Source organism: Phycisphaeraceae bacterium, from assembly GCA_019636655.1.
Lineage (GTDB): Bacteria > Planctomycetota > Phycisphaerae > Phycisphaerales > UBA1924 > JAHBXB01.
In genome coordinates this window covers 694,191-720,870 of sequence record JAHBXB010000002.1, presented here as the reverse complement: position 1 = coordinate 720,870, position 26,680 = coordinate 694,191, and the positions used below count along the sequence as shown (strand labels likewise).

Below are 26,680 nucleotides of genomic sequence, written 5' to 3'. Positions count from 1 at the left end.
GGGCATGTACATCGGCGGAACGGGCGTGGGGCCGCTGCACCACCTGGTGTACGAGGTGGTGGACAACTCAATCGACGAGGCGATGGCCGGGTTCGCGACGACTGTGGCCGTGACGGTGAACGCGGATGGATCGTGCACGGTCGTGGACAACGGGCGCGGGATCCCCGTGGGCCCCAAGAAGCACGACAACCCGGCGTACGACGGGAAGCCCGCGGTCGAGATCGTGATGACGGTGCTGCACGCCGGGGGCAAGTTCGAGAACGAGGGCGGTCAGTCGGCGTACAAGGTTTCGGGCGGCCTGCACGGGGTGGGTGTGTCGTGCGTGAACGCGCTCAGCGAGTGGCTGGAGGTGGAGGTGTACCGGGGGGAGAAGATCTACCGGATGGGGTTCGAGCGCGGGCGGACCAGCGAGCCGTTGAAGGTGGTCGGCGAGATCCCGGCGGACTCCCCGTTCAAGACCGGGACAAAGGTGACGTTCGCGCCGGACCCGGAGATCTTTGCGGACACGCGCCTTGACTACACGACGCTGGCGACTCGGCTGCGGGAACTGGCGTACCTGAACCCCGGGGTGACGATCCGGCTGCGGGACGAGCGCGTGGGGCCGGACGGGAAGATAAAGCAAGACTCGTTCAAGGCGGACAACGGTCTGCTCGAGTACGTCGTGCACCTGATGGGTGGGAAGAACTCCGTGTCGGCCCCGGTGTACATCCGCCGGGAGCAGCCGGAGCATTCGCTGATCTGCGAGGTGGCGCTGCAGTACCACGACGGGTACAACGAGTCGGTGCTGACCTTCGCGAACAACATCAACAATGTCGACGGGGGCACGCACGGCCAGGGGTTCAAGGTGGCGTTGACGCGGGCGCTGAACGCGTATGCCCGGAAGGAGAACATCCTCAAGGAGAAGGACCCGGTGCCGACCGGCGAGGATCTCCGCGAGGGCCTGGTGGCGATCGTGTCGGTGAAGCTGCCCAACCCGGCGTTCAACAATCAGCCGAAAGAAAAGCTGCTGAACCCGGAGATCGAGACCTTTGTCGCCTCGGCGGTGTCCGACGGGCTGGAGGCGTGGCTGGCGGAGCACCCGCAGGAGGCCAAGCGGCTGTGCCTGAAGGGGATCGTGGCGGCGCAGGCCCGGGAGGCGGCGCGCAAGGCCAGGGAGCTGACGCGGCGCAAGAGCGCTCTCGACTCGGGGTCAATGCCGCACAAGCTCCGGGACTGCCAGACCAAGGACGTCGAGCGGAGCGAGCTGTTCATCGTCGAGGGCGACTCCGCGGGCGGGTCCGCCACGCAGGGGCGCGACATCGAGACGCAGGCGATCCTGCCGCTGCGGGGCAAGCTGCTGAACGTGGAGAAGGCTCGCATCGACAAGGTGCTGGGATTCGAGGAGATCCGGACGCTGATCTCGGCGCTCAAGTGCGGGATCGGTCCGGAGTTCGATCACACGAAACTGCGGTACGGCCGGATCGTGATCATGACGGACGCGGACGTTGACGGCAGCCACATCCGGACGCTGCTGCTGACGTTCTTCTTCCGCCAGATGCCGGAACTGATCCGGCGCGGCCGGGTGTTCATCGCTCAGCCGCCGCTGTTCCAGTTGGCGTGGGGGCACGGCAAGGCTCGCAAGACACGCTACGTGATCGACAGCGCGGAACTCGACTCCATGCTGACGCAGGTCGGCCTCGAGCGGGCACGGCTGCTGATCCGGGATGTCGACAGCATGCGCAGCGCCAACGGCTCGCCGGGCGAGGCGAGGGTCGTCCGCACGCTGGAGGGCGCCGAACTGGCCAGGCTGCTCAAGCTGCTGGCGAGGCTCGCCGAGCTGGTCGCGGTGTCGGAGCGGCGAGGGATGAAGTTCTCCGACATGCTGACGTCCCGATCGGAGGACCCCGAGAAACGGAACCGGCTGCCGACGCACCGGCTGGTGTGGACCGGCGGGGATGCGCTCGCGTGGTCGGAGGTGCAGGCGAGGGGGATCGCCGCGGAACAGGGGCTGGTGCTGAGCGAGATCGACGAGCAGGGCGGAGCGAACGGTGAGGCGACGCCCGTGGCGGGCGAGGCGCCGGGCTCGCGGCGCAAGCTGGCGTCGATGCGCGAACTGCACGAGAACCGGGAGCTGGAGCGGCTGTTCGAGCAACTCGCGGCCCACGGTGTCCTGATCGACGACTACGCGCTGGTGCAGGAAGAGTCGGTCACCGGGGAGAAACTGCCGACGCGGTACGCCTGGGAACTGGTGGCAGCCGCCCAGGCCGGCTCGCCGGCCCAGCCCGAGGGCGATGAGGCGGCTGGCGAGCCGCAGGACGGTGAGGAGGGAGCCGAGACAGGCGGCGGGCGGCTCAAGGCAAGGAACGAGGCCACCCTTGTCGAGGCGCCAAGCACGCCGTCGATCCTGCGGACGCTGCACGAGGTTGGTCGGCACGGGCTGGAAATCAAGCGGTTCAAGGGGTTGGGCGAGATGGACGCCGAGCAGTTGTGGGACACGACGATGGATGTGTCGCGCCGGACGCTGTTCCGCGTGACCTGGGACGGTGCGGCGGAGGCAGACACGCTCTTCTCGATCCTGATGGGCGAGCAGGTGGAGGACCGGCGCCGGTTCATTGAGGAGCATGCGCTGGAGGTCAAGAACCTTGACGTGTAGCGAGTTATCACCCGCTGGCGCTGCCGAAAGGGGGTCTGGCGGCGGGGGGTGGCTGGGGTCCGGGCGTTGGATGGTCGATGCATGATCGGTTGGGAACGGTCGCCCGAGCGCCGAGTTCTCGGACGCCGGCCGCGCCCTTCGTGCCGGAGCCATCGATGACTCGATCACCAAACCCCTCACCGTCCCGCCGGCCATCGGGCGTGCTCGCCTCATCGGGTCGGGTCAACACCGTGGGGCTGAACCGGCGCGAACTGGACGAGATCCTCGACTCGTTCGAGGGCGCGAACACGGATGCGGAGAACGCGCCGGTGCGGAAGTACATCCGGCGACGGTTCCGCCACACGCGGATCCCGATGCAGGTGTTCCAGCCGGGAGGTGGTCTGCAAACGTTCCCGGTGGCCTGCCGGAACATCTCGACGGGCGGACTGAGCGTGCTCCACAACGCGTACGTGCACCTGGGAACGCCGTGCACCATCGCGCTGCCGATGCCGACCGGCTCGCACGTGAGCGTGCGCGGGCAGGTGGTGCGGTGCTCGCACCGGCGCGGGATGGTGCACGAACTGGGGATCAAGTTCGATGAGGCGCTGGACACCCGGCTGCTGCTGTCCAACGACCTGTTCGCCGACTTCTATACGAGGGAGCAGGTCGACCCCGCGGACCTGCGCGGGACGCTGCTGTGCATCGATGACTCGGCCGCGGACCGGCGGCTGATCCGCTATTACCTCCGTGACACGAACATGCAGGTGGTGGCGGCCGAGGACGCCGACAGCGGGCTGGACAAGGCGCTGGAGGGGGTGGACCTCATCGTGTGCAGCCTGAGCCTGCCCGGGCCGGACGGGATCGAGTGCGTCGCGTCGATCCGCGGACGGAGCATTGCCACCCCGGTGATTCTTGTCACGGCGGACGATTCCACGGTCACTCGCGAGCGCGTCGAAGGGATCGATGTGCAGGCGTGCCTGGTCAAGCCGCTGTCGCAGCCGCTCCTGCTGCGTGCGGCCGCCGAGTTCCTCCTGCGGGCTATGCCGGCAGGCAAGGCGCCGGGCCCGACGACAGCGGAGCGTTCGCCATCCATGGCGGCCGGGTTCCTCGCGAACCTACGGGGCGACGCGGATCGGCTCGAGTACCTCCTCAGGAACAGGTCGACGCAGGACATCCGCAAGCTGTGCACGCAACTCAGGGAAACCACGCCGCATATGGGGCTGGCGGGGATCGGCGGGCTTGCGGACACGGTGCTGAAGGCTATGGAACGCACCGGCGGGGCCACCGGGGCTACCGAAGAGCTCGGGCGGTTGATCGAGGCGTGCCGCTCCGCGAACGCCCGTCGGCGGGCGGGCTAAGCCGGGTGCCGCGGCAGGAAGCGCGTAGGCTGAGACGTGATGTCCGACGTCGCCGCCGCCATTGAGCGAGCACTTGGCGCATCCGTTAGCAGCTTGGTACCGCTGCACGGCGGGTGTGTCGCTGCGGTCTATGGCGCGACGATCGCCACACATGGCGGGCCGGTGGACGTGGTCGCAAAGCACGCAGAGGGGGTAGCACTCGCTTCGTTGGATGTCGAGGCGTACATGCTCGGCGTGCTGCGCCAGCGATCGCGCCTGCCCGTGCCGCGGGTGTTGTTCGCGTCGCCCTCGCTGCTGGTCATGCAGCGGATGGAAGGGGAGAGCCGGTTTGACGAGGCCGCGCAGCGACATGGTGCGGAACTGCTCGCGGAGTTGCACACCGCCTCGAGTGACGATGGGAGGTTCGGGCTCGAGCGGGACACCCTGATCGGCGGGCTGGCGCAGCCCAACGGGTGGTGCGGATCATGGGTGGGGTTTTTCCGTGACCGGCGGTTGCTGCACATGGCGCGGGCAGCCCGCAACGAGGGGCGGTTGCCGTGGGATGTGCTGGGGCGGATCGAACGGCTCGCGGCCGAACTCCCGCGATTGATCGGCGAGCCCGAGCGGCCCTCGCTGCTGCACGGGGATGTCTGGACCACGAACGTCCTGGCGCGGGGTGGGCGCCTGACCGCGTTCCTGGACCCGGCGGTGTACTTCGGGCACCGGGAGATCGAGCTGGCGTTCATCACGCTCTTTGACACGTTCGGCCCCGCGTTCTTCGAACGGTATCAGGAGCTGAGCCCGATCGCCCCGGGGTTCTTCAAGGAGCGGCGGCATATCTACAACCTGTACCCGCTGCTGGTGCATGTCCGGCTGTTCGGCGGCGGATATGTCGGCGCCGTGTGCGGGACGCTGGATCGGCTGGGGTGGTGAGGATCAGCCGGCGATCTCCTACGATTGAAGGTGAACAGCACGAGTCCCATCGCGGTGGTTCTGCTCTCGGGCGGTCTGGATAGCGCGGTGGCGCTGGGCGCAGCGCGGGCGAGCGGGTACGGGTGCGTGGCGGTTTCGTTCGACTATGGGCAGCGGCACGCGCTTGAACTGGATGCGGCGCGAGCGGTCGCCGCGCAGCAGGGGGTATCGCGGCATTCGGTGATCGGAGTGGATCTCGCGGCGATCGGGGGCTCGGCGCTGACGGACCCATCGATCGCGGTTCCGAAGGACACCCCGAGCGCGACGATCGGTCGGCGAGGCGGGCGAGAGGGGGGGGAAGGAGGGGGGGTCCCGGTCACCTATGTGCCGGCGAGGAACCTGATTTTTCTGAGCCTCGCCGCGGGCCTCGCCGAGACCCTCGGTTCGACGGACCTGTACATCGGGGCGAACGCGGTGGACTACTCGGGGTACCCGGATTGTCGGGAGCCGTTCCTGCGGGCGTTTGAGCGGGCGGCGACGCTGGGGACCTCGGCGGGAGCCGAGCACGGCCGGGCGTTTACGGTCCATTCGCCGCTGGTGAGCCTGACCAAGGCGCAGATCATCCGGATGGGGTGCGATCTCGGGGTGGACCTGGGATTGACGACCTCGTGCTACGACCCCTCGCCGGCGCCGGCCGGCGCCGATCGCATCGCGCAGGCGTGCGGCCGGTGCGATTCGTGCCTCATCAGGGCCCGTGGGTTCGCCGAGGCCGGGGTATCCGATCCAACGCTGTACGCCAATGAGCCGCCCGTGGTCCACGCGTAGGGCCGGCGGGACAGGGACGCACACCATGACGGCCGAGCCGACGGCAGATGCTGGCCTGCGGATCGCAGAGACATTCGTCTCGATCCAGGGGGAAGGGAAACTCGTCGGAATCCCGTCGTGGTTCGTGAGGTTGAGCGGGTGCAACCTCCGCTGCACATGGTGCGACACGCCGCACGCCTCCTGGAATCCGGAGGGGCCGCGGCGGTCTATCGACGATCTGGTCGTCGAAGCACGGCGGTCTGGTGTTCGGCACGCGGTGGTGACCGGCGGTGAGCCGATGATGTTCCCCGGTGTGACCGAGTTGACCCGTCGGCTCGCGGACGAGGTCGGGATGCACATCACCATCGAGACGGCGGGAACGGTGGTGAGGCCCGTGTCGTGCCACCTGATGAGCATCAGCCCGAAACTCGCGAACTCGACGCCGGGCCCGGGCGATCCCCGCGACCCCGGGGGTGCGTGGGCGGCGCGGCACGAGGAGCGGCGGCTGGACTTCGCGGCGATCCAGGCGTTGATCAAGGCGCACCCGTCACCCGCGTGCCAACTCAAGTTCGTCGTATCGCGAGAGGAGGACATCGCGGAGATCGAGGGAGTGCTGGCCCGCCTCACCGGCTGGGCCCCCGTCGACGTGCTGCTCATGCCCGAGGGCGTCTCGACGCCGGCGCGGGCACTGACCGACATGATCCTGCGGCACTGCGTGGCGAGATCGTGGCGATACTGCCCGCGGCTGCACATCCAGTTGTTCGGGCACACGCGGAGGACATAGGCGGCCGGGGAGGGAAGCTCCTCCTACGATGGGCGGCCACGCCGGGGGCGGGCTCTTTCCGCTGATTTACGATGGTCTACCGGGTCTGCAAGTCATTCGAGATCGAGTCGGGGCACATGCTGCACAAGCACCCCGGGCTGTGCCGGTTTCTGCACGGACACACGCGCCGGGTGGAGGTCGTGCTGGCGTGTGAGACGCTCGACCAGTACGACATGGTGTGCGACTTCAAGGTCGTGCGGCTCGCCGTCGGCGAGTTTCTGAACCGGCTCGACCATGCGATGGCGGTGAACAGCAACGACCCGGTCGTGGGCCATCTCCCGGCGGCGCAGCGGGAGCGGCTGGTGGTCTTCAATGATCAGGACCCGACGACGGAGGTCTTCGCGAAGTACATCTACGAGTTCCTTGCCGGGGAGATTGCGCGCGGCGGGTCGTACCGCGAGGCGCACGGAGGCGAGTACCGCTTCAACCCAGGCGTGGTGCTCGAACGGGTGCGGGTGAGCGAGACATCGTCGAGCTGGGCGGAGTACGGGCGGGCGTAAGGCCGGTCCGCTGGTTCGGTTAGCCGGGCAGCCTGGCCCAGGGCGGCACGGTGTGGAGGTCCATGCCCAGCAGCCACGAGCCAGCGTAGTAGACCACGACGGTCACTACGAGGATGCTGACGAGGTTGAGCCAGAAGCCGGCGCGGACCATCTGTCGCATGGTGACGCGGCCGGTCGAGAAAACGATCGCATTGGGAGGCGTGCCGACCGGCATCATGAACGCGAGGCTCGCGGCGAGGCAGCCCGGGATCATGAGCAGGTAGGGGTGGACGCCGAGCCCGGCGGCGGCGCCGGCGAGGACGGGCATCATGACCGTGGCGATCGCGGTGTTGCTGGCGATCTCCGTCAGAAACAGGATCGCGGCGGCAACGGCGGCGACGAGCACGAGGTCGGGCACGCCGTCCATGCGGGCGAGCGAATGGCCGATGAAGGCGTCGACCCCGGTGGCGGTCAACGCGCTCGCGAGGCTCAGGCCACCGCCAAAGAGCAGGAGAACGCCCCACGGGAGTTTCTCGGCGGTCTCCCAGTCCATCACGAAACGGCGGGCGCGGAGGTCGATCGGGATGAGGAAGAGCACCGCGGCGGCCGCGACGGCGATGACCGAGTCGTGCAGCATGGGAAGGCCGCGGGCCGTCAGCAGTGGCCGGGTAATCCAGCACGCGGCGGCAATGAAGAAGACGACCATGACGGCGATCTCGCCGCGGGACATGGGGCCGAGGCGCTTGAACTCATCCCGGAGCATGGAGCGGGAGCCCGGGATGGACTGGATGCGGACGGGGAAGGCGAGAAAGGTGAGGTAGATCCAGACGACTGGGATGAGGATCATGACAATGGGGACACCGAGCCACATCCAGCGGAGGAAGCCGATCTCCTGGCCGAAGATGGCGCGGGCCTGCGACGCAAAGACGAGGTTGGGCGGGGTGCCGATCAGCGTGCCCACGCCGCCGATGCTGGCGCTGTAGGCGATGCCGAGCATGATGCAGGTGGCGAAGTTGCGGCCCGGGAGTCCCTCGGCATCAGGATTCGAGAGGTCGCCCCGTCCGAGGCGGGCGGAGACGAGGGCGATGACACTCAGGCCGATGGGCATCATCATCATCGCGGTGGCGGAGTTGTTCACCCACATGCTGAGCATGGCCGTGGCGACCATGAAGCCCAGGACCGTGCGGCGAGGGTTTCCGCCCACGGTGAGGATGGTGAGCAGGGCGAGACGACGGTGGAGCCCCCACCTCTGCATGCCAAGGCCGAGGATGAAGCCGCCGAGAAACAGGAAGATCAGCGGGTCCGCGTAGGGCGCCGCCGCGGCCCCGACCGGCGTGACGCGGAGGAGCGGGAGTGCGATAATCGGCAGGAGCGAGGTGGCGCTGAGCGGAATCGCCTCGGTCATCCACCAGATGGCCATGAGCACGCCCAATGCGGCGGTGGACCGGGCTTCGTGGGAGAGGCCGGTGGGGAGCGGCGGGAGGAACCAGTAGACGGCCGCGGCCAGCAGTGGACCCGCAACGAGTCCGAGGTTGCCCAGGGCGGCCAGTCGCGAAGGACTGATCGCGGGGGTTGCATCACCGGTAGCGGGAGCAGTCACGCTGGCAATCTACCACCTTCGGCGATGCTCATGGGGTTCGACGCGCCGGGACAGGGCGAACCTTCGCTACGATCGTGGCATGCGGCTCCACATCATCCGGCATGCGAAGGCCGAGAAACAGTCGTCAACGGGCCGGGATGCGGAGCGGTTGATCACCAGCCGCGGCGAGAGGCAGGCACGCCATCTGGGCGAGGCGCTCGCCGCTGATGCGGCTCCGCCCGACCTGGTGCTCTCGAGCGGGATCCTGCGGGCGGTGCAGACGGCTCGGATCATCCAGGGCGTGCTGGGGTCGGTGCTTCGGATCGAGCGGGCACTCGAGACGGACACCACGGCGTCGGCAGTGATCGGGCTGATCGAGACAGTCCGGAGACTCGACCCATCGCGACGGGTGCTCGCCGTGGTGGGTCACAACCCCACGATGGAGAACCTTGTCGCGGCGTTGTGCCCGGGCGCCCGCGGCGGCATCGTGGTGCGCACCGGAGAGTGCGTGGTGCTGGAGGCGCCGGACGACGCGTCATCTCCGCTCGCGGGGAGTTGCCGCGTGGTGGAGACGCTGCGGCTCGAGGGCGAGGAAGACTGAAGCGGAACTGGGCGCCGAACCAGGGAAGCCTCCCGTGGTTCAGCGCCCAAGTAGTTGTTGATCCGGAATGTCGCTGTTGGCGTCAGGCGCCGAGCTTGGCCTTGACGGCCTCGTAGGCATCGCTGACCTTCTTGATCGCGGCGTCGGCATTGCTCTTGAGCGTGGGGAAGTTCTCGGCTGTTGCATCCTTCAGCTTAGCGACGGATTCCTTGGCGGAAGCGACGGCGGAGTGATAGGACTCGACGAGCGAGTTGGCGGCGCCGCGTGCGGCCTCGGGCATCGCCTCGATCTTGGCCTTCCAGTCGGCGGCCGCCTTCTCCATCTCGGCCATCTTGGTGTTGGCGGCGGCGATCAGTTCGTCCTTCTTCTTCATGACGTCGTCCATCGCGGCCCCGGCTTTCTCCTTCACCGTGTCCATGGCGCCGGAGACCGAGTTCTCGACGTTCGGAGTCTTCTTCTCCTCACATCCAGCAAACGCCAGGCCGAGGATCGCCATCGTCAGGATTGCGTACCGCATCGAGAGTCTCCCAGTTAGGTGTGAGACGGCACCCGTTTGGTTCGGCGGGACCCGCCAGGACGGGGCACGGGTGGTTGGCCTCTGCATGGTCAACGCACGCTACGCCGTGCCTCTTCCAATGCTTCCAAAAAGCGAGTCGCGCCCGTTTCCGGGCGCGACTCGGAGAAAACCGTTTATCCCGCGGCGCGATTACTTCGCGACGTAGGTGACCTGGCCGTCGTTGCGGGCGGTGGTCTTGATCTCGTTCGTGCTGGTCTGCGTGTTGCAGTACTGATCACCGGCGGCCGTGCCGCGGAGGGTCAGGACGAACTTGTGGATCTCGCCCGGGGGCAGCGTCCTGTTGGACTTGAAGACGTAGAGGTTACCCTCCCGGACAGGCTGCGTCTCCGCGGTGCACGAGACGTACTCCAGGCCGTCGGAGAGGTCGACCTTGACTGTGATCCCGGTGAGGGGAACCTGGCCCTGGTTCTTGAGGGTGTAGACGAAGTCGTGCGTCTCGCCGACGAACACGACGCCGGACTCATCGTCCAGATTGCTCTCGATGTCGGCGACGCCGACGACGTTCACAGTGCACTGATCCGTCACGGCGGTGGCGCAGGTCGCGGTGGCCGTGGCGGACGACTGGAGGTTGCTGACGGTGTTGGGGATCACGGTGAACGAGACGGTCTTGGACTCGCCCGCACCGATAGTGCCGAGGTTCCAGGTCACGCGGCCGCTGGCCATCGTCCCGTTGGAGTCGGCGGACATGAACTTGGCGTTGCCGGGGAGGTTGGCGATGACCTGGGCATTGGTCGCCGGGGCGTCGCCGGTGTTCTTGACCACGTAGCGGCCGATGACGGTGCGGCCGACGTAGGACGTCGCCGTGCACTCGGCCTTGATCGCCAGGGCCGGGGCCTTGACGGTGGTGGTGGTCTGGTTCGAGGTCGCGCTGAGCCCGCCGAAGGCGGTCGCCGTCGTCGTGTTGGTGTAGACACCGGTCTTGGCGGCCTTGATGGTCATCGGGAAGGACTTGGTCTGACCGGGGCCGAGGTTGCCCGCATCAAGGGTCAGCGTGCCGGTCTTGCCGTCGGCGGTGCTCAGGCCGGCGCCGAGGGTGTCGGTGATCTTGACGTTCTCGGCGATGCCCGAGCCGGTGTTGGTCACATCGATCTTGACGAGGACCGAATCACACGGCGTGGCCTCGGGGGTGGCCGTCCGCGTGACCTTGAGCGCCGGCTGGACGATGTTGACCGCCATGCAGATGCTGTTGTCCCAGCTGACCGACGAGCAGTTCATGACCTGCCCGCTGTTCGCGGCGGCGCCGGAGACCTTGATGACGCGGGTCTGACGGGGGCCGACATCGCCGAGGCGGAAGAGCATGTTGTTGCCGGACATCTCGGCCTTGGGATCGGTCGAGGCCACCTTGTAGTTCGTGGGGACGGCATCCTTGACGACGACGTCGATGAGCGACATGGAGGTGAGGTTGGTGGCGCAGATCGTGTAATCAAACGTCTTGCCGACGATGGCCTCGTTGGGGAAGACCTTCTGGATCATGATCGCACTGGTGTTGCGATCACCGGTCGGGAGGTAGGCGACAGACTGGGCCATGTCCGTGCCGACGGGGCAGCCGCCGGAGGGAGGCTGAGCCGGGGCCGGGGCGGGTGCCGGGGCCGGCGCTGGGGCGGGAGCCGGGGCCGGGGCCGGGGCGCCGGTGGCGCGGTACTCGGTCATCGTCTGGCCGCCGCCGTAGCGGTAGGTCACCTTCTCGGTGCCCTGCTGCGCCTCGCAACCCATCAGGCCCAAGGCGCCGCAGGCGGCCGTCGCCAGCAGCGATACAAGTTGTGTTGCACGAGTTCGTTTCATTCCGTGGGCTCCTTTTCGATCCCCGCCCGGCTGCATACGTGGTGAATCCATCGAACACATGCCCACACCGGAACATTCCGGGAACACGAGCATTGTTCGCACAAACAAACCGTTTCATTCCGTCGACATGGACGGCGCCGAGGCTCTCGGCCGATACCCGGACTTCGCGCCACCGAAAAGGGCGGCGGTCGTCGGCTCTTCACATCCGTGCACACCAGCCAGCGAACCGGGATCCATCCTCGGTCCGCGCCTGCTGCGTTTGGTCCGGCTCTGCGCGACACACTCAGCAGGCCAGTCTCGGGCGACAACGTCGGTCGCCAAAAAACCTCTCCATCGAGAAATTCCGCTCAGAAAACGTAGGGGCCAGACCCAGCCAAGGCAAGCGTTTGCACGACGCTTGCGCCGTTTCCAGCGACACACCAGAGGAATCACAGAAGGTACCGAGGACGACAACTCGCATGACGACCGCCAGCGAGAGACACGCTCTTGGGAGCAACTCCCTTCAACCGGGGCATTGCATTTCGCACAGTGTCCGGGTTGGGATGTGCCCGCGTGAGATAAGTACTTGCGGCACAATGAGAAAACACAAAGCCGCAGCCTTTGTCGATCGCTGAGCGGCGAGTTCTGAGAATACCAAAAGAAATCGGACCGCAGTCATAGTCCGAGCGGTCCGATTGGGTTGGTCGTGGTTGGATCGGCGACCATCGGAAGTAGTCGCCGACGAAACTCAGTGCTTCGGTGCCGCCGCGCCCTTCTTCGGACTACCGGCAGCCGCATCGTCGGTCGGTTTGGCCGGAGCATCGGACTTCTCTTTGCTCAGGTGCTTGTCAATGGTGGAGGCGATCTTCTTCTCGCCATCCTCGGCGAAGCCGCGCTCGACCATGAGCACCTTGCCGTCGGGACCGATGAGGAAGAACGCGGGGATGCCATTGACCCCATACGCCTCCGCGGCGGCATCGCTCTTGAGCATGAGGCCGTAGGTGTACTTGTTGGATTCCATGAAGGCCTTGGGGTCGCCGCGCTCCCAGCAGTTCATACCGAGAACGACGACGCCCTTGTCCTTGTACTCCTCGTGGATCTTCTGCATGCCGGGCATGGCCGCCCTGCACGGCGGGCACCAGGTCGCCCAGAAGTCCATCAGGACAATCTTGCCCCTGAAGTCCGAGAGTTTGTGCTCCTTGCCGTCGACCCCAGTGACAGTCCAGTCAGGGGCCGTGTCGCCGACACTCACCCCGGCGCCCTTCTTCTTGGCGGAGTCCTTGGACTTGGTGTCCTTCTTGTCCTTTTCCTTCTTGGGGACCTTGACCGGCTGCCCATACGCCGGGGCGCTATCGACCAGGGCCCAGGATGCGATGCCCGCTGCTGCGACAAACGCCAGGACGCCAGACCACTTGCTCGAGATCATTTGTTCGTTCTCCAACCCCCTGGTTCCGGTTGCGACAGCCGCCTCCGGCGATGACTGTATGCGGCCCACGGGCGCGCAGAGCCCCGCACTTGAAAGCCCAATGGAGCCGCGGGGAGTCGAACCCCGGTGCCGTCCAGTCGACCCGTCGCCTCTACGCGTGTATCCGGAGTATTAATCTCGACCTTGGGGCTGCCTCCGGCGGCATCCCCTTTGGCCCAGCCCCCAGCTGATTCTCATCCGCGTCGCCCGGGGGCGCCACTGGCGGACCAGCCCGATGCATTCGATCCCCGCCCCATCGGGCGTCGGGCAGGGATCGCGCAGCCTAAATTAGGCCGCGAGAGCGTAGTTGCTGTTGGCAACTATGTGTTGTGCATGCTTGTTGACGGGGCCAGCATGCTCCCCGACGCGCCACGACGGACCGGCTCTGTCCGGTCGATTGCCGTCTCGGCCCCGGTTGTCAAAGAGGCGTCATTGTAGAACGCCCGATCGCCGGGCCCGGTTCTACCCTGCCGCATGAACCTTGCAGTCATCATTCCCGCCGCGGGCTCGTCGCGCCGCTACGGCGAGGGCGCTCCACTGGGGGGTGAGTCCGGCGGGCGGTCCAAACTCGACGAGGATCTCGGCGGACGGCCGGTGCTGCACCGGACGGTGGAACTCTTCACCAAGATCCCGGAGGTATCGATCATCATCGTCGCCGGGCCGGCGGACGAGGAGGCCTTCGCCCAGTTCCGCCTGCGGCACGCAGACAAGCTCGGGTTGCTGGGCGTCCGGCTCTGCCGCGGCGGGAGGGACCACCGCTACGAAACCGTGGCGAACGCGCTCCGGGAGATCCCCGATGGCGCTGCGGGAGGGTGCACCCACGTGGCCATCCACGATGCGGCGCGGCCGTGCGCCTCCGAGGAACTGATCGAGCGGGTGCTCCGCGCGGCGGAGCGGCACGGGGCCGCGATCCCTGGCGTTGATGTGCCCGACACCCTCAAGCGAGTCTCGAAGGATCACCTGCCGGAGGCCCCGGACCCGCTCGCGGCGATCCTCGGCAGCGCCGGCGCCTCGGCCGCCTCGGTCCGGGCGGTCGAAGAGACAGTCGACCGGTCGGGGCTGGTCGCCGTGCAGACGCCGCAGGTATTCAGGATCGACCTGATCCGGCGGGCGTACGCGCAGGCGGACCTGAGCAGCACGGACGATGCACAACTGGTGGAGCGACTGGGAGAGAGAGTCGTGGTCGTCGAGGGGGACCCGTCGAACATCAAGATCACCCGCCCGCGCGACCTGCTGCTGGCCCGTCTGGTCCTGGGCGTCAAGGGGCCGGCCGGTCGGGAGGCGCACAAGCGATTCTGAGCCGCGTGCGCCGGCGCGTCTCGCGAGCCCTCCGCGGCATCGGTCCCGTGCATGATCAAGTACCTCGGTTCAAAGCGGCTCCTCCTGCCTCACATCGTGGAGGCGGTGGCGTCGCTGCCACGATCAGAGACCGTGCTGGACCTGTTCTCGGGGACATCGCGCGTCGGGCACACGATGAAGCGGCTCGGCCGGCGGGTAATCGCGAACGACCACAACGCCTACGCCCAGACGCTGGCCCGGTGCTATGTACAGGCGGACCGCGAGGACGTGCTCGAGGATGCGGTCCGGTTGATCGCCGAGTTCAACGCGCTACCGGGCCGGGCGGGGTACTTCACGGAGACGTTCTGCGTGCGGTCCCGCTACATCCAGCCCCGGAACGGAGAGCGGATCGACGCGATCCGCGAGGCGATCGCGGCGAAGGGCCTGGGTCCGGAGATCGAGGCCGTCGTGCTCGTGTCGCTCTTGGAGGCGGCGGACCGCGTGGATTCGACCACCGGGGTGCAGATGGCGTACCTGAAGGACTGGGCCCCGAGGGCGAGGCAGGATCTGGAACTGCGCACGCCCGACGTGCTGACCCGTGCGCCGGCCGGAAAAGGGGAGGCCCACGGGATGGACGCGCTGGAGGCCGCCGCCGCGTTCGAGGCGGATGTTGCGTACATCGACCCGCCGTACAACCAGCACTCCTACCTGGGGAACTACCACGTGTGGGAGTCGCTGGTGCGGTGGGACAAGCCGGGCGTGTACGGTGTGGCGTGCAAGCGGGAGGACTGCCGGACGCGCAAGAGCGAGTTCAACTCGCGCCGGGGGGCGCCGGGCGCGTTCGAACGCCTGGTGTGCACGCTCCGCGTCCAGTCGATCATCGTTTCGGTGAGTGACGAGGGGTACCTCTCTCGCGAGGAGGTCGAGGCGGTCCTGGGCCGGCGCGGCCGGGTCTCGACTCGGCCGATCGACTTCAAGCGGTATGTCGGAGCCCAGATCGGCATCCACAACCCGCGGGGCGAGCGGGTGGGCGTCCCGGGCCCGGCGCGGAACACGGAGTACTTGTTCGTGGCGTCGGTCGAGGATGACGGTGCGGCGGTCGCGGGTTCGGGGAGGGGTGCGGATTCGGGAGCCCCCGAGGTCTGCTGAACTTGACGGCCCGGGCCTTGCCCAGAATTCGGTGCCAAGTAAACTGCCCGGATCGCGGCCGCTCGGTCGCGGATCAGTGCCTGCACGAGGCGAAGGAAAGGGAACATCCGATGCACGTACGACGCCACACCGCTGCCGCCGCTCTGTTCGCCGTTGCCGGGAGCGCCGCGATCGCGGTCGCTCAGCAGTCGGTCACGCTCGTCGCCATCCGCAACCAGGTGCTCGCCGGGTCTGGAACAGACACGGTCTCGACCCTCAACGCGCCGTTCACCGCCGGCAACGGGAAGATCGGGTTCACCGGGAGCCTGACGACGCTCAGCGGCACCGACTACTTCGTGTTCTTCGAGAACCAGGTCGTGTGGCGCAACTCCGACGCCGGGGCCGGCGTGCTGACCGGCGCAGAAGGGACGATGGGCGTGGGCAACTCCGGGCAGTTCATCTACAGCCCGAGCACGGAGGGGAACGACTCGGTCTGGACGCAGCTCGGAGCGTTGGCGGTCAGCGACGACGACATCCCCGGCACGGGTCTGTTCTGGTCGTTCGCCAGCCGGCCCAGCATGGGGGCCGACGGCACGGCCTACTTCGTCGCCGGCGAATCCGCGACGTCCGGCGGCTCCACGACGAATCGCGCGCTGTACCGGGCGGCGTTCCCCGGCCCCGTGTTCACACGATTGCTGGGCGGGAACGATGTCATCGATGGGTTCACCCTCCTGTCGAGCGCGAACAACTTCGGCTACTGCATCTCCGACAACGGCCTGCACCATATCCACCAGGTCGACACGACCGAAGCCGCGGCCGCCAACACCTTTATCTACGTGGATGGACAGATGCGCCACCGCGAGGGCTCTCCGACCGGATCGCCGCTGGCCGACAACTGGCAGAACTACGCCGGCGTCTCGATCAACGACTCGGGTCATTACGTGTTCGGCGGCGACACCAGCGCCGCCACGGCCGTCGACCTGTTCATCGCCTACAACGGTTTGATCAAGGTCCGCGAGGGTGATGTGGTGGACGGGATCGCGATCCCGTCGGGCGCGGCCGTGAACTCCGTGTCGATCAACAACCGAAACCAGGTCGCGTTCATCCTCAGCCCCACCGCCACCGAGACGCTGTTCTATGGGTACGGGCCGCTGCTGGGGAGCCGTACGAAGCGGCTGCTCTCGGTCGGGGCGACGATCGATGTCGACAACGACACCATCGCCGACTACACGCTGACCGATTTCAACGCCTCGCTCGCGATCGGACCGGGTCTCGATATTTCCAACGAGCCCGTGGTGTACGCCAACGTCGATCTGGTTCCCATCGGCGGCGGCACCGAGGTGGTCGCCATCATCGGCGTGAGTGTTCCCCCCGGGCTTCGGTGCCCCTTTGATTGGGACATGAACGGCGCCGTCGAACCGGCGGATATTGCTGGATTTATCAACGACTGGGTCACGTCGATCGCGGCCCCGTCGCTGCTGGGCGATGTTGATGGGAACGGGCTCATCGAGCCCGCAGACATCGCGACGTTCGTGAACGGGTGGTTCAACGCCCTGTCGGGCAACTGCTGACGCTAGGCCGGGGCGCTCCCCCGGCCCCACATCGAGACGGCGACGCCCGCCATGATCAGCGCGAACGCGACCGCGTCCTGGAGGCGGAGCTTCTCGCCCAGAACGACGATCGAGAACGCCGCGAACACGGTCAGCGTGATCGCCTCCTGGATGATCTTGAGTTGCGGCGCCGTGAACGGGCCGGCGTGGCTGATGTGGCCGTAGCGGTTGGCGGGGACCTGCAGCAGATACTCGAAGAACGCGAGGCCCCAGGAAGCGACGATCGCGGTGTATAGCGGCCACCCGGGCTTCTTGAGGTGGTAGTACCACGCGAAGGTCATGAACAGGTTCGAGCAGACCAGCAGCACGACCGTCACCAGCGCCCGCATCGCAGCCTCCTCACGCCCGCCTGACCTCGACCTTGCCGCCCGCGACGTCCTTGATGGCATAGCCCATCCGGGCGAGTTCGTCGCGGATGGCGTCGGAACGCGGGAAATCCTTGCGAGCCTTGGCGTCGCACCGCTCGATGAGCAGGGCAACCACTGCCGGGTCCGGCGCCAGGCCGGGGGCGAACAGCCCGATCTCGGTCTGCGCGCTCGCCGGGCGCTCGAGCCCGAGAACGCCCAGGACCGCATCAAGGTCCCGGAGCAGCGCGGCGTCCGAGCGAGTGGGGGACCTGGTGTCGTTCGCCCACGAGTTCAACGCCCCGAGCGCCGCGGCGATGTTGAGATCCTCGTGCATCGCTTCGGCGAACTCGCGGGCGCAGCGATCCCGCCGCGCGCCGTCGCCGTTGCCGGGCTCCGGCGATTCGAGCATGCGGCGCCAGCGGTCGATCGTGCGTTGGGAATCCGTGAGGCCCTGCAACGTGAAGTTAGCGTTGCTGCGGTAGTGGGTCTTGATGAGTTCGAGGCGCAGGGCCGCGGGCTCGACGCCGCGGGCAAACAGGTCCCGCGCGGTGAAGAAGTTGCCCTTGCTCTTGGACATCTTCGTCCCCTCGACGAGCAGGAACCGCGGGTGGAACCAGAGCCGGGAGAACGTCGCCTCGCCCGATTGGATGGACTCCTCCGTGTTGAACGCACCGCAGGACTGGGCGATCTCGCACTCGTGGTGCGGAAAGATGTTGTCCTCGCCGCCCGAGTGCAGGTCGATGATGCCGCCCGTGGCGCCGGATCCCCTGAGAAGATCCCCGAACACCGAGGGGCCAAGCAGGCGGCTCGCGGCCATGACCGTGCACTCGATGTGCCACCCCGGGTAGCCCTTGCCCCACGGCGAGTCCCACTTCATGATGTGGCTCGGATCCTCCTTCCACAGCAGGAAGTCCGCCGGGTGCTCCTTGCCGGCCTGGTTCTCGGCCAGCACGCGACCGCCCTCGCCGGCCCGCAGCGCGTCGAGCGTGTTGCCCGAGAGCCGGCCGTAGGAGGGGAACGAGCGGACGCGGAAGTAAACGACGCGGGCGCCCGTTTCGCCGACGACGTACGCGTGGCCGCGCTCGATCAGCCGCTGCACCGCGGCGACCATCCCGCCGATGTTGGCGGTGGCCAAGGGCATCAGCGTCGGATCGGTCCGGGCCTCGATGGCGACCTTGAGCCCCAGCCTCCTGGCGTCCTCCATGAACCGTTCCGCGTAGAACGCCGCGATGGCGTACGGGTCGTTCGGATTGATCTCGACGCTCGCGGGCAGCTTGCCCGCCTTCTTGGCCTCCGCGAGCCGGCGGCCCGCGACCGCCATCCGGTCCTCGCCGTGCTCGCCCCCCTCGGCGTCGTCGGTCATGTGGCCGACGTCGGTGATGTTCATGACGTGCACGACCCGCCGCGGGCCCTTGCTCGGCGAGCCGTCTTGGCTTGCGAGTTCGCACATGGGCGACTCGATGAAGCGGCGCAGCAGGTCCGCGGCGAGGAACGAGCGGAAGTTGCCGATGTGGGCGTCGTCGTACACCGTCGGGCCGCAGGTGTAGAACGTGACCATCGCCGGGTCGCGGGGCGCGAGGGGTTCGATCGTCCGGGTCAGCGTGTTGTACAGGCGCAGCGGCATGGGCCAAGTCTAGAGGCACGGCCCGGGCAAACGAGGGAGCGCCAGCCGCACCGCCGAACCGGGCGGCGAGTGCTTACTGGGTGCGAGGTTCCGCGGGCCGATCGCCGGGGCGCTGGGGGACCGGCCCCCCGTTGCGGCTGGCAGGCTCATCATCCTCATCATGGTGGTGATCGTCGTCGTCCTGGCCGACCTCCAGCCGGACCTTGAGGACGCGGGTCGGCGAGGCCTCGAGCACGGTCACCGTGGCGCGGTCGTGCCGGAATGACTCGCCCTGCTCGGGGATGCGGCCCAGCGTGGTGATCACAAACCCGCCGACGGTGTCGTAGTCGTCCCCCTCGGGCAGCGACCAGCCCAGCGGCAACAGGGCGTCGTTTACATCGTCGATGTACGCCCGCGCATCCACCTCGGCGGTGCGCTCGTGCAGCTTCACCTCGACGTCGGGCTTTTCCGGTTCGGTCGGCTCGTACTCGTCCCGGATGTCGCCGACGATCTCCTCGACCATGTCCTCGATGGTGACCAGCCCGGCGGTGCCGCCGAACTCGTCCGCGACCATGGCGATGTGGACCTTCTTCTTGAGCAGCTCGCGGAGCAGCTCGCGGACGGGCTTGGTTTCCGGCACGAACAGCGCGGGCCGCAGGATGGCCCGGAGCGAGAAGGGCTTGCCGGGCGCGTGCGTGCCGTCGCCGGCGAGCCAGCGCATCAGGTCCTTGACGTAGAAGATGCCGACGACATTGTCCAGCGACCCCTGGTAGACCGGGATGCGGGAGTGGCCGATCTCCTTGATGATCCGCGTGACGGCGCCGAGCTCGTTCGTCTCCTCGAACGCCTCGATCTCGGTGCGCGGGGTCATGACCTGCTTGGCGGTGAGGTTCCGGAACTCGACGACCGCCTCGATCATCTCGCGCTGCTCAAGGTCGATCTGCCCCTCGCGCTCCCCCTCCTCGACAACGCTCATCAACTCGGCCTGCAGCACCTCGTTGCGAGTGTCGCCCTGGACCCCCGCGAGCCGCTTCACCATCTCGTCCAGGAACCGCCCGAGGGCACGCAGCGGCGCGCCCAGGTGGTAGATCCCGCGCACCAGCGGCGACCAGGCGTAGACCAGCCGCTCGCCCGCGTGCCAGGCGATCGACATCGGCAGCGACACGCACAGCACCCACAGAATCAGCGACGCCGCGAGCACGCCGATGATCTCGTCGGCGTGCGTGACCGGCATGCCCGTGCCCGACCGCAGGTTGGTCGTCTCCTCCACCGCGGCGGCCACGGCCGCGGCGAGGCACAGGATCATGGGCACCGCGATCGCCCTCGAATGGCCCGAGACATCGCGGAGGATCGCGTCCACGCGCCGCGTCGCGGCGGGACGGTTCTTGACCGAGGCGATTTCTTCGAGCGAGGCGCGCGCCAGGTCCGCCAACGCATAGTGCAGCGTGGCGAGCATCCCAGCGAGGACCGTCGACGCGATGAGCACCCACAGCGCACTCACTCGCGGTTCTCCGGCACACCGAAGACAGGGCCCACACCGAGAGCGCTCAGCACTCCGTCTTCCGCCGCGTGCATGCGGGCGAACCCCGCGGGAGTGTGATCGTCGTGCCCCAGGCAGTGCAGGATGGCGTGCAGCACGTACAGCACCGCTTCATGCTCGGGACTGATCCCGCGCCGGGCCGCCTCGCGCTTCGCCACATCGGCGCACACCAGCACATCGGTATCCAGCCGCGGCGGAGCCTCCGCGCCGCCACGACCCTCCGTCAGATCAAAGGTCAGCACGTCCGTGGTTGTCGGGTCGTCCAGGTACCGCTGGTGGGCGGCCGCCATCGCCTCGTCACCGACGATGCGGACCCGCACCTCCCCCACGGCCCCCAGGTGCCTCACGGCACGAACCGCGGTGTCCTGCACGAACCGCCGCGCCGATTCCGGGAACTCCCCCCCAGGGTCCGCCACATCAACCGCGGCCCCCGCCTCAGGGCCAGATCGATCGGATATTGTCAGGGTTCCGTCCATCATCGCCGCCCCCCGGCCCCGCCCACCAGACTCCCATCGCGGCCAGCCGCCAAGTCGAGGCGCCGATCGCGATGCCAAGTCTACGACAAGGCGCTCGGCGAGCCAACAAGCCGAGCCGGCAGCGTACGGAACCTGCGAACATGGGATGATCACCCCGGATTAGGGTGTTTCCGATCAACTTTGCAGACCGATAACGTCCATTCCGAACCGCGTCGTGTATGGTGGCGGCCGCCATCAGGAGGACGAGAAATGGACCAGCAGCGACCCGTACCAACGCGGCGAGATGTTCTGAAGGGAGCCGGGCTTCTGACCGCGGCCCTGGCCTTGGGCGGGCCATCGTCGGTACTCGCCGCGGCACGACGGCTGGCCGCGCCCCCCGCCGGCGGGCCGGGTCGCAGTCGCGTGCTGCGGGTGGCCCACCTGACGGACTTCCATGTGCAGCCCGAGCGGCACGGGGCCGAGGGCATGGCCGCGTGCCTCCGGCACGTCGCGGCGCTGAACGACAGGCCGGACCTGATCCTCACCGGCGGCGACCTGGTGATGGATGTCTTCGAGCAGCCCTTCGACCGGAGCAAGATGCTGTGGGACCTGTTCACCGGAACGCTCCGTGACGGAGCGCCGTGCCCGGTCGAGCACTGCCTGGGGAACCACGACATCTGGGGTTGGAACAAGGCCAAGAGCGGCACCAACGGCACGGAGGCGACCTGGGGGAAGGCGTGGGCGATGCAGACGCTGGGGCTGGCACGCCCGTACCGCAGTTTCGACAAAGCGGGCTGGCACTTCGTCATCCTCGACAGCGTGCAGAGCGACGGGGGCACCGGCTACGTGGCACGGCTCGATGAAGCGCAGATGGACTGGCTGCAGCGAGACCTCGCCGCGGTGCCCGCGACGACCCCGGTGCTGGTGCTCTCGCACGTCCCGATCCTCGCGGCGTGCATGCTCTTCGACAGCCGCAACCGCGAAGTGGACGAGGGCAAGTGGACCGTCCCCGGCGGGAACATGCACCTGGATGCGCGGGCGTTGCGAGACCTCTTCCGCAAGCACCCCAATGTGAAGCTGTGCCTCAGCGGGCACATCCACCAGTGCGACCGTGTGGACTACTCCGGGGTGACCTACATCTGCGACGGCGCGGTGAGCGGCGCATGGTGGAAAGGGAAGCACCAGGGCTTCGGCGAGGGGTACGGCGTCGTGGACCTGTACGACGACGGGACCTTCGGGCACGAGTTCATCGGGTACGGCTGGGAAGCCCGCGAGTAACCCGCGAGGGACACGGCCATGTTCGAACCGCGGTCGCGGCACTGTTTCGCACGCACGGTGAGGAATGGGGGGTGGGGGGAGGGGGGTCAGTCGGCCCGGAGCACCACGGTGGTGCTGCCGGCGGTGATGGCGATCCGCCCATCCAGTAACGCCATGCGCCGCGGGCGCGCCCCCAGCGCGAGAGCGCGTGACTCCTGAACGCGGGCCGAGGCCGAGTCGACAAGGTGGACGTTGAAGATCATCATCCCGTCGGGCTCGTGGCCGCTGGCGACCGTTTCGGCGGTGACGAGGACACCCTCGCCCGGCAGCGCCGGGACGAGCGCATCGAGCCCGCCGAGCGCATCGATCCCGAGCATCCCACCGTCGGTCCCCACGACCGCGATGCCGCGGAGCGTGCTGAAGGCCAACGCATCCTGTCCCGGCGGGCCCTGGACCTTCGCGACGTAGAGCGGCTGCGACTCGTCGAGCTGCTCGGGTGGCATCGCGACGGCCGCCGTCCGAACCTTGCCATCACGAACCGCGGCGCTCCAGAGCTGGCGGTCCGCGCCGAGGATGAAGAACCGGTCGCCCGCCATCCACGCCCCGAGACTGGCGCGAAGAGCGCCGTCGAACACCGCCCAGTTCGCCTGCCCGCGCGCGGCATCGACCGAGACAACGCCCACATCGGTGCCGGCGATGACCGACCCGATCTCGCTGAGCAGCACCCAGCGGATGCGCCCCGCCCCGGGCGGGGTGAACCGCTGTGTCTCTCGTCCAGTCCGGGCATCGAGCACGGCGATGATGCCGACCGGATCGCCGTTGGGCGCCGCGGCGCGACCGCCGCCGCGGCTCTCGTCCTGCTCGCCGGCAAGGGCGAGCACGCCGGCGCGGATATCGAGGTCAAAGACCCGTGAGAGCGGCGCCCGCACCGCCCAGAGCACCTGCCCGGTCTGGGCATCGAGGCCCACGCCGCGCCCGACCCGATCGAACAGGACGATGGTCCGCTCGTCGGTCCGGTAGATGAGGTCGTCGGCCGTGACCGTGCCGTCGAGCGGCGTCTGGATGACCTGCACTTCCGAGGGCGCTTCGGGCGCATCGGGTGCGGGCCGGCCGGGGTCCTTGGACCGCATGGCCTCCTGTCTGGCGAACATCTTGCCGAACGTCTCGGTCTTCCAGGCGACGCTCCCTCCCCCTTCGGAGCCAGGACCGCCCAGCACCTTGATCAGCGACACCCCGGTTGCGTCCTGCCGGAAGAAGTACGCCGCATCCTGGTCAACCCGCATCAGCGACACCATCTGCCCGTCCATCGGGGCCGACCACGCTTTGACGAGCGGCCCGGTGCACGGCTCGCTGCCGCCCGATCCGCCGCACGTCCAGACTGCGAAGTCCTCCCCGTTCTCCATCGCGATGACCCGCGCGACCCGCTCGCTCACATCGCGGATCATGGGACGCATGATGGACCAACCGGCGAGCACCTGCGGGGCCTCGCGGGAGATCGAACCGATGTTCGCCCAGCGATGGGCCGTCTCCCAGCGGCGCTGCAGGTCCGCGGCAAGCGACTCGGCGTCGACGGGCCCGGAACGGTCCGTGATCACCGCCATCGGGAACTTCGCGGCGGTCTGCCTGAGCACCTGCGCGGCCGCGCCCCACTGCCCCTCGGATTCAAGAGCCCGGGTCAGCCGCCCCGCCAAAGGGCCGATCCGGTCGGCCGAGTCCATCGGTCGGCGCTGCGCCGCCCGCAGCCCCGCCTCGTACGCCGTAGCCGCGGGCCGGCCGTGGGCCTCCAGCGCCTCGCCGGCCGCGAGCCACGCCCCCGGCGCCACCGCCGCGAGCGGGAATCGGCGCGCGAGCCGCTCCAGCGCCGCGGCGTCGGGCGAAAGCCCCAGCGCCGCGAGTTCCGAACGCGCCGCCATGTCGTACGGGGCATAGATCGCCGGGCCTCGCTCGCGGAGCAACCGCTCCAGCCGCCACGTCGCCTCGAGTTCAGCACGCAGCGTGACACGCGGGCCGGTCCACGTGGCCCCGGCGAGCATCGGCTCCTCCAGGATGCGCTGGTACGCCTCCACCGCGCCGACCGCATCCGCCCGTCCCTCGCGGAACCGGCCGAGCGTCAGCAGGTGGGTGGCGCGATCATCGGCGGTGGACGCGATGCGGCCCAGCCGGGTCACCAGTTCGCCGACCAGTTCCGAATCGGCCAGCCGGCCGGAGTCGGCGCTCACGATCGCGCTGGGATCAGGCTCCTGACTCGCGTTCAGCATCCCCAGCACGGAGTCCCAGAGCCGCCGACGCGCGGCCTCGTTCTCCTTCCGGTGCGGCCCGTCCGCGCCCCGGTCCAGCGCGCTCAGCGCGGCATCAACGGCCCCGAGAATCTGCCCCGCCTTGCCCGCTCGATACGCCAACTCCGCGAACGTCACCGCGGGCCCGGCATCGGCCGGGTCGCGGGCCATCCGCTGCCGGAGCACCCGCTCGGCCTCGTCCCAGAGCAGGTACGCGTGGAGCCGGCTGTCGTCGACCACCAGCAGCTGACTAGTCGCCGGGAGCACGTTGCCCGGGCTGGCGAGCGCCAGTGTCTCCGGCGGCACCCGCGCGGACTTCTGATCCGGGATCGAGACCAGCGTCACCCCGGTGGCCGTCGGCACGAGCAGCCGATCGCCGGAGACCACCACCCGCCCCCGGGCGCCCGGCTCCTCGAGCCGTTCCTGCCGGATGCCGTCGGTCTCGAACGCGCCGATCGGGACCATCGACAGGCGCAGCGAGCCCACACCCACGAGCGTGTCCCCCACGCGGAGCAGGTACGCCGGGCCGGGTGTGCTGAAGTCCGCCGCGGGACGCCGGCCGAGGATCCGCCCGGACTCGCGATCCAGCCGCACGACCTCGGTGCGGTCGGGCGTGAGCATCACGATCGTCGGGCCGTCGATGATCGGCTGGTTGATCTCCCACGGCGATGACGCTTCCGACGTGCCGTAGGCCGGGGCCCCCATCCGGCGGACCCAGACGCAGCGTCCCGTGCCCGCCTCGTACGCGCCGATCACGCCGAGCTGGTCCCCGCGATAGACAACGCCCTCGACGACCTCGCTCCCATCGCGCAGCGAGGGCGGGCTGCCATACGGGAGCGACCCCGCGCTGCCGACCAGTCGCTTCCACCGCAGCCGCCCGGTCCCCTGCTCCAGGCCGAGCAGGTAGAGGCTCGTAAGCCGCTGGGACTGGCTGGCGCGCCGGGCCCCGGCGATCACCGTGCCCTCGCTGACCGCCAGCGGCCCCCGGACGCTCGTGTCCGTAAGCACCTGGTCCAGTTCGATCGGGGCCACGCTCCAGCGGACCTGGCCCGTCTTGGAATCGATGGCGTGGATTCCCTCGGACGTTCGGCGCGATTCCTGCGCGCCCGGCAGGATGCCGGGCCCGGCAACCCCCGTGACAGTCAGAATGTCGCGCCCCGCGACGGTGACAGTCGCCGCATCCTCGATCCCCAGTGCGCCGCGCGGACGCAGCGGGAAGCGGGTCCGCCTTCCCTCCAACTCCCTCGCAGCGAGGCCCTGGTCGAGCTCGACCTGCGGCGTCGTCGACCACAGGCGAGAAAGAGTGAAGCGGTCCCACGCGCTGATGGTGTTCCCATCGTTCGCGTAGACCGTCTCGTCGCTCAGCGTCGGGAGGATCCACAGGCCCTGCGCGAACGCGGGCACGTCGCCGATCGACCGGCCGCCGATGGGCGCCACCGGCCCGGTGCCCACGGGCACGGACCAGAGCGGGCTCAGCAGCATCCCAGTGAGCGACACCGGCGCCTGGTGATCGAGCGGGCTCAGGCCGCGCCGCAGCGTCGCCTCGGGCCACGTCTCGGCTCCCCGGAGTCCCGTCGGCGCCCCGGCCTGCCGGGCCCACCGCTCCGCTCGGTCCCAGACGTCGCTGCGGTTGACGTACCGGGCGACGACCTGGAGCAGTTCCGCCGCGTCGCGACCGGCCTCGCCGGTGCGGTCCGGGTGGGTCTCGAGTTGGCGGAGCGTGAGGAGTGCGGACTCAAAGCGGGCGGCCTCGAGCTCCCGCTGGGCCACGCGCAGCGCGGCCTCGAACCCGGCGCGGGTCAGCAGCCGCGTCCGCTCCACCGCGTCGTCGGCCCCCTCCTCCAGCATGCGGTCGGCAACCGGGCCCTGCACCTCGCGGTACCGCGCCAAGAGCGCCGGAGTCTTGGAGAGCGTGTCGTGCGCCCGGGAGCGGACGGACACGAACAGGTCAGGGTCGCCCCACGGCGCCAACGCCACCCGCTCGCCCTCTTCGTCAAGCAGCCGCTGCAGCACCCGGACCGCCGCATCAATGTTCCCCGTCGCCAGCTGCGAGGGGACCCCCGCGAGCGACTCGGTCGCGGCGGGGGCGTCGTCGACATACACCGGGTTGTTCTGGGGCTCGGGCTGGCCGAGCGACGCCGGGGCCGCCACGCCGCCGAGCCACAGGACCACCGTTGTCGCGAGCACACCCATCCCGGCCCTCCGGTTTACCCAGCCGCTTCCGCCGGCACACCCCG

General features: G+C 68.6%; 20 protein-coding genes and 1 other RNA gene. 11 read left to right on the top strand and 10 right to left on the bottom strand.

Annotated elements, in window-relative coordinates; all coding sequences use genetic code 11:
• Positions 1-1,657: 1,657 nt before the first annotated feature.
• The 6 genes from KF745_08485 to KF745_08460 all read left to right on the top strand — a co-directional run bounded on the left by KF745_08485 (position 1,658) and on the right by KF745_08460 (position 6,987).
• Positions 1,658-2,632 carry a hypothetical protein gene (locus KF745_08485; GenBank protein MBX3358451.1) on the top strand — a complete coding sequence of 325 codons (975 nt, stop codon included), beginning with the start codon at positions 1,658-1,660 and terminating at the stop codon, positions 2,630-2,632.
• 155 nt (positions 2,633-2,787) lie between these two features.
• The gene (locus tag KF745_08480; protein ID MBX3358450.1) at positions 2,788-3,969 is read left to right on the top strand and encodes a response regulator; all 1,182 of its coding nucleotides are present in this window, start codon (positions 2,788-2,790) and stop codon (positions 3,967-3,969) included.
• A 39-nt stretch (positions 3,970-4,008) separates the two neighbouring features.
• Positions 4,009-4,881 (top strand): fructosamine kinase family protein, encoded by an 873-nt coding sequence (locus KF745_08475; GenBank protein MBX3358449.1) that lies wholly within the window; start codon positions 4,009-4,011, stop codon positions 4,879-4,881.
• Positions 4,882-4,905: 24 nt separating this feature from the next.
• Positions 4,906-5,685 (top strand): 7-cyano-7-deazaguanine synthase QueC, encoded by a 780-nt coding sequence (queC, locus tag KF745_08470; protein ID MBX3358448.1) that lies wholly within the window; start codon positions 4,906-4,908, stop codon positions 5,683-5,685.
• A 25-nt stretch (positions 5,686-5,710) separates the two neighbouring features.
• Complete coding sequence (locus KF745_08465) at positions 5,711-6,448, top strand: 7-carboxy-7-deazaguanine synthase QueE (protein ID MBX3358447.1); 738 nt, start codon at positions 5,711-5,713, stop codon at positions 6,446-6,448.
• A gap of 71 nt (positions 6,449-6,519) precedes the next feature.
• On the top strand, positions 6,520-6,987 hold the full coding sequence (locus tag KF745_08460) for a 6-carboxytetrahydropterin synthase (protein ID MBX3358446.1): 468 nt from the start codon (positions 6,520-6,522) through the stop codon (positions 6,985-6,987).
• A gap of 19 nt (positions 6,988-7,006) precedes the next feature.
• Here the strand turns inward: KF745_08460 and KF745_08455 are convergent, their stop codons facing one another.
• Positions 7,007-8,566 (bottom strand): DASS family sodium-coupled anion symporter, encoded by a 1,560-nt coding sequence (locus KF745_08455; GenBank protein MBX3358445.1) that lies wholly within the window; start codon positions 8,564-8,566, stop codon positions 7,007-7,009.
• Between the two features lie 79 nt (positions 8,567-8,645).
• On the opposite strand from KF745_08455, the gene KF745_08450 reads away from it, so the two are divergent.
• Complete coding sequence (locus tag KF745_08450; protein ID MBX3358444.1) at positions 8,646-9,146, top strand: histidine phosphatase family protein; 501 nt, start codon at positions 8,646-8,648, stop codon at positions 9,144-9,146.
• Positions 9,147-9,228: 82 nt separating this feature from the next.
• Here KF745_08450 and KF745_08445 read toward each other — a convergent pair whose 3' ends face one another.
• The 4 genes from KF745_08445 to ssrA all read right to left on the bottom strand — a co-directional run bounded on the left by KF745_08445 (position 9,229) and on the right by ssrA (position 13,362).
• Complete coding sequence (locus KF745_08445) at positions 9,229-9,663, bottom strand: hypothetical protein (protein ID MBX3358443.1); 435 nt, start codon at positions 9,661-9,663, stop codon at positions 9,229-9,231.
• Positions 9,664-9,852: 189 nt separating this feature from the next.
• Positions 9,853-11,505, bottom strand: coding sequence for a DUF11 domain-containing protein (locus KF745_08440; GenBank protein ID MBX3358442.1), 1,653 nt, complete (start codon positions 11,503-11,505; stop codon positions 9,853-9,855).
• 727 nt (positions 11,506-12,232) lie between these two features.
• Entirely contained in the window at positions 12,233-12,910 is a 678-nt protein-coding gene (locus KF745_08435; protein ID MBX3358441.1) for a TlpA family protein disulfide reductase, read from the bottom strand.
• 98 nt (positions 12,911-13,008) lie between these two features.
• Positions 13,009-13,362, bottom strand: a transfer-messenger RNA (tmRNA) gene (ssrA, locus tag KF745_08430).
• A gap of 61 nt (positions 13,363-13,423) precedes the next feature.
• Between ssrA and KF745_08425 the strand changes: the two genes are divergently transcribed.
• From KF745_08425 to KF745_08415, 3 genes are all read left to right on the top strand, one after another.
• Positions 13,424-14,248, top strand: coding sequence for a 2-C-methyl-D-erythritol 4-phosphate cytidylyltransferase (locus KF745_08425; GenBank protein ID MBX3358440.1), 825 nt, complete (start codon positions 13,424-13,426; stop codon positions 14,246-14,248).
• A gap of 51 nt (positions 14,249-14,299) precedes the next feature.
• Positions 14,300-15,376, top strand: coding sequence for a DNA adenine methylase (locus tag KF745_08420; GenBank protein ID MBX3358439.1), 1,077 nt, complete (start codon positions 14,300-14,302; stop codon positions 15,374-15,376).
• Positions 15,377-15,486: 110 nt separating this feature from the next.
• On the top strand, positions 15,487-16,926 hold the full coding sequence (locus tag KF745_08415; GenBank protein MBX3358438.1) for a hypothetical protein: 1,440 nt from the start codon (positions 15,487-15,489) through the stop codon (positions 16,924-16,926).
• A gap of 2 nt (positions 16,927-16,928) precedes the next feature.
• Here the strand turns inward: KF745_08415 and KF745_08410 are convergent, their stop codons facing one another.
• From KF745_08410 to ybeY, 4 genes are all read right to left on the bottom strand, one after another.
• Positions 16,929-17,294, bottom strand: coding sequence for a DMT family protein (locus KF745_08410; protein ID MBX3358437.1), 366 nt, complete (start codon positions 17,292-17,294; stop codon positions 16,929-16,931).
• A 10-nt stretch (positions 17,295-17,304) separates the two neighbouring features.
• Positions 17,305-18,936 (bottom strand): hypothetical protein, encoded by a 1,632-nt coding sequence (locus KF745_08405; protein ID MBX3358436.1) that lies wholly within the window; start codon positions 18,934-18,936, stop codon positions 17,305-17,307.
• Positions 18,937-19,009: 73 nt separating this feature from the next.
• A complete protein-coding gene (locus KF745_08400) occupies positions 19,010-20,416 on the bottom strand; it encodes an HlyC/CorC family transporter (protein MBX3358435.1) in 1,407 nt (468 codons plus the stop codon).
• Positions 20,413-20,934 carry an rRNA maturation RNase YbeY gene (ybeY, locus tag KF745_08395; protein MBX3358434.1) on the bottom strand — a complete coding sequence of 174 codons (522 nt, stop codon included), beginning with the start codon at positions 20,932-20,934 and terminating at the stop codon, positions 20,413-20,415. Before ybeY ends, KF745_08400 begins: the two co-directional genes overlap by 4 nt.
• Before the next feature lie 246 nt (positions 20,935-21,180).
• Between ybeY and KF745_08390 the strand changes: the two genes are divergently transcribed.
• Positions 21,181-22,188, top strand: coding sequence for a metallophosphoesterase (locus tag KF745_08390; protein ID MBX3358433.1), 1,008 nt, complete (start codon positions 21,181-21,183; stop codon positions 22,186-22,188).
• Positions 22,189-22,274: 86 nt separating this feature from the next.
• Here KF745_08390 and KF745_08385 read toward each other — a convergent pair whose 3' ends face one another.
• The gene (locus KF745_08385; GenBank protein ID MBX3358432.1) at positions 22,275-26,636 is read right to left on the bottom strand and encodes a PQQ-binding-like beta-propeller repeat protein; all 4,362 of its coding nucleotides are present in this window, start codon (positions 26,634-26,636) and stop codon (positions 22,275-22,277) included.
• Positions 26,637-26,680: the final 44 nt, after the last annotated feature.

Excerpts from the sequence above, each read along its gene's own strand:
- KF745_08485 (MBX3358451.1), top strand. The coding sequence starts at position 1,658 with ATGCTGACGCAGGTCGGCCTCGAGCGGGCACGGCTGCTGATCCGGGAT.
- KF745_08480 (MBX3358450.1), top strand. The coding sequence starts at position 2,788 with ATGACTCGATCACCAAACCCCTCACCGTCCCGCCGGCCATCGGGCGTG.
- KF745_08475 (MBX3358449.1), top strand. The coding sequence starts at position 4,009 with ATGTCCGACGTCGCCGCCGCCATTGAGCGAGCACTTGGCGCATCCGTT.
- KF745_08465 (MBX3358447.1), top strand. The coding sequence starts at position 5,711 with ATGACGGCCGAGCCGACGGCAGATGCTGGCCTGCGGATCGCAGAGACA.
- KF745_08460 (MBX3358446.1), top strand. The coding sequence starts at position 6,520 with ATGGTCTACCGGGTCTGCAAGTCATTCGAGATCGAGTCGGGGCACATG.
- KF745_08450 (MBX3358444.1), top strand. The coding sequence starts at position 8,646 with ATGCGGCTCCACATCATCCGGCATGCGAAGGCCGAGAAACAGTCGTCA.
- KF745_08445 (MBX3358443.1), bottom strand. The coding sequence starts at position 9,663 with ATGCGGTACGCAATCCTGACGATGGCGATCCTCGGCCTGGCGTTTGCT.
- KF745_08440 (MBX3358442.1), bottom strand. The coding sequence starts at position 11,505 with ATGAAACGAACTCGTGCAACACAACTTGTATCGCTGCTGGCGACGGCC.
- KF745_08435 (MBX3358441.1), bottom strand. The coding sequence starts at position 12,910 with ATGATCTCGAGCAAGTGGTCTGGCGTCCTGGCGTTTGTCGCAGCAGCG.
- KF745_08425 (MBX3358440.1), top strand. The coding sequence starts at position 13,424 with ATGAACCTTGCAGTCATCATTCCCGCCGCGGGCTCGTCGCGCCGCTAC.
- KF745_08420 (MBX3358439.1), top strand. The coding sequence starts at position 14,300 with ATGATCAAGTACCTCGGTTCAAAGCGGCTCCTCCTGCCTCACATCGTG.
- KF745_08415 (MBX3358438.1), top strand. The coding sequence starts at position 15,487 with ATGCACGTACGACGCCACACCGCTGCCGCCGCTCTGTTCGCCGTTGCC.
- KF745_08410 (MBX3358437.1), bottom strand. The coding sequence starts at position 17,294 with ATGCGGGCGCTGGTGACGGTCGTGCTGCTGGTCTGCTCGAACCTGTTC.
- KF745_08405 (MBX3358436.1), bottom strand. The coding sequence starts at position 18,936 with ATGCCGCTGCGCCTGTACAACACGCTGACCCGGACGATCGAACCCCTC.
- ybeY (MBX3358434.1), bottom strand. The coding sequence starts at position 20,934 with ATGATGGACGGAACCCTGACAATATCCGATCGATCTGGCCCTGAGGCG.
- KF745_08390 (MBX3358433.1), top strand. The coding sequence starts at position 21,181 with ATGGACCAGCAGCGACCCGTACCAACGCGGCGAGATGTTCTGAAGGGA.
- KF745_08385 (MBX3358432.1), bottom strand. The coding sequence starts at position 26,636 with ATGGGTGTGCTCGCGACAACGGTGGTCCTGTGGCTCGGCGGCGTGGCG.